This window comes from Halobacterium sp. CBA1126 (genome assembly GCF_009741975.1).
GTDB lineage: Archaea > Halobacteriota > Halobacteria > Halobacteriales > Halobacteriaceae > Halobacterium.
Genome location: NZ_WPCF01000096.1, coordinates 1 through 9,851 on the forward strand (window position 1 = coordinate 1; position 9,851 = coordinate 9,851).

General features: G+C 74.3%; 7 protein-coding genes and 3 pseudogenes. All 10 read left to right on the forward strand.

The features are described from left to right. Window positions 1-95: 95 nt before the first annotated feature. Window positions 96-488: a hypothetical protein gene (locus GJ634_RS12055; protein ID WP_157502998.1), complete on the forward strand. Its 393-nt coding sequence runs from the start codon at window positions 96-98 to the stop codon at window positions 486-488. Further along, the gene (locus tag GJ634_RS12060; RefSeq protein WP_157502999.1) at window positions 485-943 is read left to right on the forward strand and encodes a hypothetical protein; all 459 of its coding nucleotides are present in this window, start codon (window positions 485-487) and stop codon (window positions 941-943) included. The genes GJ634_RS12055 and GJ634_RS12060 overlap by 4 nt, the downstream gene beginning before the upstream one ends. Then, window positions 940-3,918: a hypothetical protein gene (locus GJ634_RS12065; RefSeq protein ID WP_157503000.1), complete on the forward strand. Its 2,979-nt coding sequence runs from the start codon at window positions 940-942 to the stop codon at window positions 3,916-3,918. The genes GJ634_RS12060 and GJ634_RS12065 overlap by 4 nt, the downstream gene beginning before the upstream one ends. Window positions 3,919-3,950: 32 nt before the next feature. Next, window positions 3,951-4,382, forward strand: coding sequence for a DUF5791 family protein (locus GJ634_RS12070; protein WP_331714147.1), 432 nt, complete (start codon window positions 3,951-3,953; stop codon window positions 4,380-4,382). Next, window positions 4,382-5,283: pseudogene (locus GJ634_RS12075) on the forward strand (SDR family oxidoreductase). The gene GJ634_RS12070 and the pseudogene GJ634_RS12075 overlap by 1 nt, the downstream one beginning before the upstream one ends. A gap of 20 nt (window positions 5,284-5,303) precedes the next feature. Continuing rightward, a complete protein-coding gene (locus tag GJ634_RS12080) occupies window positions 5,304-6,392 on the forward strand; it encodes an aldo/keto reductase (protein ID WP_157503002.1) in 1,089 nt (362 codons plus the stop codon). 39 nt (window positions 6,393-6,431) lie between these two features. Beyond that, window positions 6,432-7,630: pseudogene (locus tag GJ634_RS12085) on the forward strand (MFS transporter). A 25-nt stretch (window positions 7,631-7,655) separates the two neighbouring features. Continuing rightward, window positions 7,656-8,792 (forward strand): glycosyl transferase family 2, encoded by a 1,137-nt coding sequence (locus GJ634_RS12090; protein WP_157503003.1) that lies wholly within the window; start codon window positions 7,656-7,658, stop codon window positions 8,790-8,792. After that, the gene (locus tag GJ634_RS12095; RefSeq protein ID WP_331714150.1) at window positions 8,789-9,232 is read left to right on the forward strand and encodes a hypothetical protein; all 444 of its coding nucleotides are present in this window, start codon (window positions 8,789-8,791) and stop codon (window positions 9,230-9,232) included. The genes GJ634_RS12090 and GJ634_RS12095 overlap by 4 nt, the downstream gene beginning before the upstream one ends. A gap of 46 nt (window positions 9,233-9,278) precedes the next feature. After that, window positions 9,279-9,851 (forward strand): annotated as a pseudogene (locus GJ634_RS12100) (NUDIX hydrolase); the annotation flags it as partial.

Consider the following 9,851-nt stretch of genomic DNA (forward strand, 5'->3'; position numbering starts at 1 on the left):
CGCCCGCGCCGTCGCCGACGCCCGCGACCGGGACGCCGCGTGGCGCCGAGACCGCAGCAGACTGTTCGTCCGCCGCGTCACGTGGCGGGGTGTGGATGTCACGCTCGTCGGCGCGTAGGGCGCAGGTCGAGCCGCTGCCCGCGCTCGTCGCCGTGGCCGTCGTCTGTCTCGCCGTCGGCGCGTTCGCGACGGTGCGCGCGGACGTGCTTCCCGTCGCCGCTAGCGACGCGCCCACCGAGGAGGTGCTGGCGGACGCCGTCGACGCGGCGTCGCCCCCGGACGACGTGGTCGTCGAACCCGCCCGTCTCACGGCGTCGGTCGTCCCCGCTGGCTACGAGGCGAACGTGACGCTGACGGCCGGAAATCGAGAGTGGACCGTCGGCGAACGACCGCCGCCGGAGGCGGCACGTGCGAGCCAGCGCGTGCCGGTACGGCTCGCCGACGACCGCACGCGACCCGGCCGGCTCGCGGTGGAGGTGTGGTCGTGAGCCGCGCCGTCAGCACCGTCCTCGACGCGTCGCTGGCCGTCCTCCTCGTCAGCGCGGCCGCCGTCGCGCTCGTCGCGATACCCGGCGGCGACCAGCGCCCGCCCGACCCGGACGCCGCCGCGCGCACGGTGCTCGCGAGCACGACGACCGCGGAGTACCAGACCGCGAACGGGACCAAGCGTGCCGTCACTGGCCGCGTCGACACGCTGCTCGCACACGCCGCCGTCGCAGAGCACCGGTCGACGCACTCGCCGTTCGCGAGCGCCGTCGAACGAGCGGTCTCGGACGTGCTCGCGGACGCGGACGGCCGGGTCGCGGTCGTCGCGAGTGCGGGCGACGGGACCGTCAGGGTCGGCGAACGCCCGCCGCCGAGCGCGTCGGTCGCGGCGGTCGCTCACGACGCCGTCGCCGAGAACCACACTGTCACCATCACCGTCCGGACGTGGTCGGCGTGAGACTCGCCGAGGACGACCGCGCCCGCGTGCCGTTCGCGCTGGTCGGCGTGGTGTTGCTCGTCGCGAGTGTCACCGCGGCGGCGACGCTCGCCGGCCGGTCTCCGGTGCCGACGGAGACGCGCACCGACCGCGCCGTCGAACGCGCGGAGGCGAGCGCCGACACCGCGCTCGCCAGCGCCGCCCGCACGGCGGCCGCAGAGGCGGTTCGGCACCCCGTCGTCGCAGGCGCGAACACGACCTTCGGCGCGGCAATCGACCGGGAGCGCGCGTTCCGGGACGCGCTCGCGCTGCGGGTGTACGCTCGCACGGAACGCGCGCTCCGCGACCACGTGTCGACCGCCGGCGCAGCGTCGGCGTCCCTCTCGCTACCGCGCGTCGACACCACGGCGGCCGCCGAGCGCGCTATCGACCGCGTGTCGATGGAACGCGTCGGCGACGAGGCGATTCGCGTCACGCTCTCCGGTGTTCGGGTCGCGGTCGAACGCGACGGCCGCGCCGTCTCGCGGTCGACGACGAACGTCTCCGCGACCGTCCACAGCCCCGCGCTCGCGCTCCGGGACCGCGTGCAGCGCTTCGAGCGCCTGCTCGACCGCGGCGCGTTCGAGGGGCCCGGCCTCGACCGCCGGCTCACCGACTACCTCCACCGGGTGGTCTGGCTGCGCGGGCCGCTCCAGTACGCCGGCGTCCCGATTTCGAACGTGCTCGCGAACCGCCACGTGGAGGTGATGGCGAACCGCGCGCTCCTCGACGTCCAGCGGACGGCGTTCGGTCGCGCGGACGACGCGGGCCGCGGCGCGTACCGGCGGGCGCTCGCTCGCGTCGCCCTCGACGACGTGCTCGCGGTCGCGAAAGACGACGCGAAGGCCCGTGCCAACGAGGTTCTCGGTGCGCCCGAACTCTCGCAGACGCCGCGGAAGGTCGGCCTCTCGTCGGCGCTCGCCGCCGCGGGCTCGTCAAGCCAGCCCGTGCCGGTCGGCGTGAACGCGACCGCGGACCGCGCGTTCCTCGAGTTCACCTCTGGCGACGGCGAGACCTCCCTCGACGGGACGCTGCGGGCCGCGTACACCTCGCGCGCCAGCCGCACGGTCGACGCGACGGTCGTCGACCGGAGCACGTCGCAGACCGGGAAGCCGCCCGAGAACGGGACGCTCGTGCGCGTCTCCGACGACCGGGACGTCGACGTCGAAGCCACTGTCGAACCGGCCGACGCCCTCCCGGCCGGCCAGCGCGCCGCTGAGACGGCCGGCCGCCGCGTGGTCGTCACCGAGCGCGAGACCCGCCGGTACGCCGCCGGCAACCGGAGTCACCGCGTCGTGGAGACGACCGAGACCACGTACCGCGTCTCCGTGGGCGTGAGCTACGCGCTCCAGCCACCCACGCGAGCCCTCCCCGCAGAGCGCGCCGAGCGCGTGCTCGACGTCGACGCTTCGACGGTCACGCCGGCCATTCACGAGCGCATCGCGGCCAGCGCGGAACGGGCGCTCGTCGACGACGCGGGTGGGGTCGACGCGGTCGCTCGGCGTGCAGTCGCTGGCGACGCACCCGACCGCGAGACACTCGTCCGTCCCTCCCTCTCGGAGTCGGTTCGGGAGCGCGCGTACCGGGCGGCCGCGGACCTCCGGCCGCGAGCGCGGAACGTCTCCGCGGACGTCTCCACGCGCGGGCTCGCCGGGGGTCGCGTCCCGACCGACGCACTCCGCGAGCGCGTCCTCGCGCTCCACGACGCCCGCGACGGCTACGACACGGCGACCGACCGCGCAGTCGCCGCCGTCCGGGAGACGTACCTCGCGCGCGTCGCCGGCCGGCTGGGCGACCGGCGCGCGGACGGCGCGCTCTCGTCCATCGGCGACGCGCTCGGCAGCCGCGGGCTCGAGGTGCCGCCGACCGACCACGCGGACGCGTCCGCGGACGGCCCCGTCGCGGCAGTCGAGGGCGCGCCGGCGTACCTGCCGCTCGCCGAGGTCACACCGGAGACCGTACCGGAGAGCGAGGCGCGCTACCACCCGCTCGCCGCCCGAAACGTGAACTGGTTCACGATTCCGCACGGCGACGCGGCGTCGGCGGTCGTCGACGCGGCGATGCCCGACCCCCCCGCAGTCGGTCCGGGTCGGCACCGCCGCGCAGGCGCTGTCGGCGGCGAACGGCACGCTCGCGGCCGCGCCGAACCGGGCGCTCCACGACGAGCGCGCGGAGCTCCGGTCCGCGGTCGCGGACAGCGTGTCGGCAGCGAGCCGGGAGTACCGCGGCGTGCTCGCGGCGTCCCCGCTCTCGTTCGCGGAGCGCGAGCGCCACGCGGCGACGCGCCGGGCGCTCGCTCGCTGGGACAGCGTCCACGCACGCGGGAAGGCCGTCGGGAACGGGTCGGCGGCGGCAGCAGTCGCGGTGGAGGCCGCGCGAATCGCCGACGCGACGCCGCGGGAGCGCGACCGGTTGGCGACGCGGTTCCGGGCCGCCTCCGCCGACGTCGTCGACGGCGAAGCGGTCCGCGTGGAGGGACCCGTCGTGCGGGACGCGGCGAACGTCGCCCACCGCATCGGCCGTTCGGTCGCGGAGAGCGCGCTCTCCGAGACGGGGTCGGTGGCGGCCGAGAAGGCGGCGAAGCGGCTCGGCGCGGCGGACCTCGGCGCGGTGCCGGCGGGGCTGCCGCTGGCGCGGTGCCGGGGTTCTGGTACGCGACCGCGAACGCGTGGTCGGTGTCCATCCGCGGGTCGTACGCGCAGTTCGCGGTGCGCGCCGACGGCGGGTCGCCGGTCAGCACCGCTGACGGCACGGCCTACGTCCGGGAGGACGCGCCCGTCGCGTTCGACGTGGACGGCGACGGCGCCGCCGAGCGCGTCGGGCGGAACGAGCGCGTGGCGTTCGAGGTGGAGACGGCGGTCGGCGTCGTCGTGCCCGCCGGCCCGGCGCGGCGTGGGGGACGTGGACGGGAACGCCGACGAGCGGGTCGGCGGGGTGGTGAGTCGCGGCAAGCGTAGCCTCCTTGAACGCCGAGCACGTACGGGCGAGCGTGCTAGCCGACGAAATCCAGGACGCCGAAGCGGTGACCGCCGGGGACGTGCGCGAGGAGTACGAGGCGGCGCTGGCGCGCGTCGTCGAATCGGAGGGCGTCGACGCCGTCGCCGAGGCGTCGGGGGTCGACGCGGAGCGGCTCGCGGCGCTCGTCGACGGCGAGTCCGTCGAACTCACGCTCGAGGAGGCCGCTGGCGTCTTCGCGGTCAGCGACGACTGGCCGGACGCCGAGGGGCTCCTGCTGGAGGCCCGGGACAACCTCATGCTGCAGATGAGCTCCGCGGTGCTGGACGTGGACGCGCTCGCGAGCGGCCTCGACGACGACTTCGACGCGAAGGAGCTCCAGCAGAAGATCGAGGGCCGCCAGCCGATGACGCTCGGCGAGTACGCCCGCATCTACCGGCACATAGCGGCTGAGAACCCGTACTGATGGACGTCGCGATTCTGGGCTGCGGCTACGTCGGCCTCGAACTCGGCCGCCAGCTCGCCGACGCGGGCCACGACCCCGTGGGCGTCCGGCGCTCGGCGGACGGCCTCGCGGCGATTCGGGACGCGGGCTTCGACGCCGTGCAGGCGGACGTCACGGACGGCGAATCGCTCTCGGCGGTTCCGGACGTGGACGCCGCAGTGTTCGCCGCGAGTTCCGGCGGCCGGGGTGCCGAGGCAGCCCGTGAGATGTACGTCGAGGGACTGCGGACGGCAATCGAGCAGTTCGGCGGCCGCGACGACCCGCCCGAGCAGTTCGTCTACACGTCCAGCACGGGCGTCTACGGCGACCACGACGGCGACTGGGTGGACGAGGAGACGCCGCTGGACCCGACGACGGAGAAGACCGAGGTGCTCGTGGAGGCCGAACGCGTCACCCGAGAGCTGGCGCCCGAGTTCGGGATGGACCCGACCGTCGTGCGGTTCGCGGGGCTGTACGGCCCGGACCGCTACCGCCTGACGCGCTACCTCGAGGGCCCCGTCACGGAGGGGTACCTGAACATGGTCCACCGGGACGACGCCGCGGGCGTCGTGCGGTTCGCGCTCGCCGACGCCGCGGCCGCCGACGCGAGGTGCTGCTCGCGGTCGACGACGAACCGGTCTCGAAGTGGACGTTCGCGGACTGGCTCGCGGACGAGGCCGGCGTCGACCACCCCGAGAAGCAGACCGTCGAGGAGCGCCTCGCCGCCGGCGACCTCTCCGAGCCCGCCGAGCGCCGCCTCCGCACGAGCAAGCGCTGCTCGAACGACCGCCTCCGCGAGCTCGGCTACGAGTTCGCCTATCCGACGTTCCGCGAGGGCTACCGCGCGGCCGTCGACGCGTTCCGTCGCGGGGAGTACAAGTAACGCGGCGGCGAAGGGCCGGTATGGCTACTGCCGACGGGACGTTCCAGTACAAGGAACGGTTCAGCGAGGACAAGGCGCGGACGTACTTCCGGAGCGTCCGCGACCGCGCCGTCTCCAGCGTCGGGCTCGGCACCTACCTCGGCGAGCCGACCGACGCCGTCGACGACGCCTACTACGAGACGGTGCGGGCGGCCGTCGAGGGCGGCTGCAACGTCGTGGACACGGCCATCAACTACCGCCACCAGCGCAGCGAGCGCGTCGTCGGGCGCGCGCTCGCGGACGCCGACGCGGACCGCGAGGAAGTGTTCCTCGCGACGAAGGGCGGGTTCGTGCCGTTCGACGAGAGCCGGCCCGAGGACCCCGGGGAGTTCGTCGCCGAGGAGTACGTCGACAGCGGGATTCTGGACGCCGACGACCTCGCGCACGGCAGCCACGCCATCGCGCCCGGGTTCGTCGAGGACCAGCTCGACCGCTCGCTGCGGAACCTCGGCGTGGACACCATCGACCTCTACTACGTCCACAACCCCGAGACGCAGCTGGACGCGCGGCTCGCCGGCGACGTCTACGACCAGCTGGAGGCGACCTTCGAGCGGCTGGAGGAGCGCGTGGCCGCGGGCGACATCCAGCACTACGGCGTGGCGACGTGGGAGGGGTTCCGGGTGCCCCGTAGCCACGACCACTTCCTCGACCTCGGCGAAATCATCTCGCGGGCCCGGGCGGCCGCGAAGGCCGTCGGGAACACCGCGACGCACCTGCGCGCGATTCAGGTGCCGTTCAACGTCTTCATGGCCGACGCGTTCACCGTCGAGTCGCAGGAGGGGCCGGAGGGCGACCAGAGCGTGCTGTGGTACGCTCACGAGGCCGGCCTGAACGTCTTCACGTCGGCGAGCCTCGCGCAGGGGCAAGTCCTGGAGGGGCTGCCCGACGACGTCGAGGAGAAACTCGACGGCGACACGCTCGCCCAGCAGGGCCTGAACTTCGCGCGCAGCGCGCCCGGCGTCACGTCCGCGCTCGCCGGCACGACCAGCCCCGAGCACGTCCGCGAGAACGTCGCCGCCGGCGAGTTCGAGCCGCTGGGCGCGGACGCCTTCGACGCGGTCTTCGAGTAGAACCGCAAGAATTGACCCCGCGGCGCCGCAACTCCGCCCGTGTCCAGTACGTCCGCCAGTGACGCGCGCCGCGTCCGGCTGTTCGGCTCGCTGTGCGCGCTCGTGTTCCTCGTGAACTTCGGGCGCGTCGTGTTCGCGCCGCTGGTCGCCCCCCTGCAGGCCGACTTCCTCGCGACCGACGCCGCGGTCGGCCTTGTGGCGACGCTGGCGTGGCTCGGGAGCGCGCTCCCGCGGCTGCCGACCGGCTGGCTGCTCACGCGCGTCGACCGCCACCACGTCGTCCTCGGAACGGGCGCGCTGCTGGCGGTCTCCTCGGCGGGGATGACGTTCGCGCCACCATCGAGTTCGTGATGGCGGGCGCGTTCCTCGTCGGCCTCGCGTCCGGCGCGTACTTCGTCGCCGCGAACCCCCTCGTGAGCGAGCTGTTCCCCGAGCGCGTCGGCCGCGTCATCGGCGTCCACGGCACCGCCTCTCAGCTGGCGGCGGCGCTCGCGCCCGTGTTCGTCGGCCGCGTCCTCCTCGAGTTCTACTCGTGGCGCGCGCCGTTCTACCTGCTCTCGGCGGCCGCGGTCGTCGTCACGCTCGTCATCTACGTGCTCGCCGCCCGCACGGACCTGCCGGAGGCGGGCGCCGCCGACCGCGACCTCCTCGGCGCGATTCGGCGCCAGTACCGCGTCGTCGTGCTCGGCGTCGTCATCGTCGGCGTCGCGGGCCTCGTCTGGAACGGCTTCTTCAACTTCTACATCAAGTACCTCACCGAGACGAAGCAGATTCCGAGCGCGACCGCGGAGACCCTGCTCACGGTGGTGTTCGCGGCGGGCGTCCCCGCGTTCTGGTACACGGGCCGGCTCGCCGACAGGTTCCGCCACGTGCCGCTGATGCTCGCGGTGCTCGGCGGGTTCGTCGCGTCGCTGCTCGCGATGACGGTCGTCGACGGCGTCGTCGGCGTCGCCGCCGTCTCCGTCGTGCTCGGGTACGCCGTCCACAGCCTCTTCCCCGCCATCGACACGTTCCTGCTGGACAGCCTCCCGGACAGCGACCGCGCGAGCGCGTACGCCGGCTACAGCGCGTCGATGATGGTCGTGCAGGCGATGGGGAGCGTCGTCATCGGGACGCTCGTCGGCGCCGGCTTCCCCTACGACGGCGTCTTCCGGGTCGCTGGCGTCTCGCTGGCCGTCGTCCTGCTCGCGCTGGTCGTGCTCTACCGGGCCGGCCGGCTGCCCGCTGGCGCAAGTTAGTTCCCTCGGGCGCGCCAACGTGGGTATGGACTACACGCAGGAGCGCGTGGCGACGCTCCACGACTACGGCGACGCCGACCCGGACGCGCCCACCGGGCGGGCGGCGGTCGTCGTCCCGATGACCGACCGCGAGTACGCCGGCCTCGCCCCGGAGCGCGTGTTCTCCGAGCTCGAGCGCGTCGACCCCGCGGAGGTCGTCGTGCCGCTGCGCGCGCCCGCCGAGCGCGTCCCCGCGTTCCGCGAGTGGCTCGCCGACTTCGACGTGCCGCTGACCGTGCTCTGGTGCGACGGCCCGCGCGTCGAAGCGCTCCTCGAGGAGGCGGGGCTGGCGGGCGAGCGCGGGAAGGGCCGGGACGTCTGGCTCGCGCTCGGGGTCGCCGCGCGCCACGACTACGTGGTCGTCCACGACGCCGACACCACGACCTACGAGGCCCGCGACGTGCGGAAGCTCCTCTTCCCGCTCGGCGAGGGCTTCGAGTTCGCGAAGGGGTACTACGCCCGCGTCGAGAACGACCGGCTGTACGGCCGGCTGTTCCGGCTGTTCTACGAGCCGCTCGTGGACGCGCTCGCGGCCGCCCACAACCACGACGTCGTGGACTTCCTCGGGGCGTTCCGGTACGCGCTCGCCGGCGAGTGCGCGATGACCGGCGACCTCGCGCGCGGCATGCGCGTCCAGCGCCGCTGGGGGCTCGAGGTCGGGACGCTCGGCGAGGCGTTCCGGCTCGCGGGCGCCGACGGCGCCGCGCAGGTGGACCTCGGGCGCTACGAGCACGACCACCGCGCGGTCTCCGGGCCGACCGGCCTCTCGGAGATGAGCGAGGGGGTCGGCGCGGCGCTCCTGCGCGCCGTCGAGGACGCGGGCGTGGCCGTCGACTACGACGCGCTCGCGGCCCGCTACCGGGACGCAGCAGACCGGTTCGTGCGGGCGTACGGCGCCGACGCCGCGTTCAACGACCTCGACTACGACGCCGAACAGGAGCGCGAGCAGACCCGGACGTACGTCGACGCCATCGCCGACCCGGGCGCGGACGACCGGCTGCCGGCGTGGGCGGACACGACCCTCGACGCCGACGACGTGGCGGCCGCGGCCGCCGCCGACGCGGAGGAGGCCGCCGCGGGGGCGGGGGATTCAAGCGACTCCGCGACCGACGGGGAGCCGTGAACGGCGACGAACTCGCGGGCGTCGTGGACCTCTTCGGCGCGCTCACCCGGCGGGAGCTCCACGACGCGCTCGAAGAACTGGCGTTCAAGCGCGGCGACGACTTCGACGCCGACGACGCGGACGACGACGTGGTCGCGGCGCTCCGCGAGTACTACCTCGTGCGCGTCGAACGCGAGAACGGCGACAGCGTGCTCGCGCCCGGCCCCGCGGCGTTCCCGGAACTCCCCGAGAACGCCGTCGACCTCCCGCACATTCTGGACGTCGAGCGCCGCGAGGTCGACCGCGAGACGCTCGCCGACGCGGTGCGCGCGCGCCTCGAATCGGACGCCGCCGACGCCACCGGCGACCGGGCGCGCTACCTCGTGGACGTGACCTACGACGCGGAGGCGTGGGCGCCCGTCGACCTCGCGGACGTCCGCGAGGAGCTGACCGCGGAGTGAGCCGGACTGCGCGTGAGTTAAGAGTGTCGCGGTGCTGACTCCGGGTATGGACCTGTCGCGGGTCGCCGCCCACCGGCCGGAGCGGGTCACCGACGAGGACCGCGACGCCGCGGTGCTCGTCCCCGTCGTCGAGCGCGAGGACGGCCCGGCGCTGGTGTTCACGAAGCGCGCCGACCACCTCGGCGAGCACCCCGGCCAGATGAGCTTCCCGGGCGGCGGCCGCGAACCCAGCGACGACGACCTCCACGAGACGGCCGCCCGGGAGGCCTACGAGGAGATCAGCCTGCTCCCCGAGGAGCTCTCGGACGTCGGCCAGCTCGACGACATCGCGACCGTGACGGGGTACTCGGTGACGCCGTTCGTCGCGCGCGTCCCCGACCGCGAGTTCGTCCCGGACGAACGCGAGGTCGACGAGGTCGTCGTGCTCCCGCTGGCGGCCCTCACGGACCCCGAGAACTACGAGGTCGAGAAGCGCATCCACCCCGCGTACGGCGAAGCATCGTCCACTTCTTCCACGTCGACGGCTACACCGTCTGGGGCGCGACCGCCCGCATCCTCGTGCAGTTCCTCGACCTCGCCTGCGGGTGGACGCCGCCCGACCGCGAGCCCGAGGTCGTCG

What these genes read in the sequence shown, in the direction of transcription:
- GJ634_RS12055 (WP_157502998.1), top strand. Translation starts at nt 96, where the DNA reads ATGTCACGCTCGTCGGCGCGTAGGGCGCAGGTCGAGCCGCTGCCCGCG.
- GJ634_RS12080 (WP_157503002.1), top strand. Translation starts at nt 5,304, where the DNA reads ATGGCTACTGCCGACGGGACGTTCCAGTACAAGGAACGGTTCAGCGAG.
- GJ634_RS12090 (WP_157503003.1), top strand. Translation starts at nt 7,656, where the DNA reads ATGGACTACACGCAGGAGCGCGTGGCGACGCTCCACGACTACGGCGAC.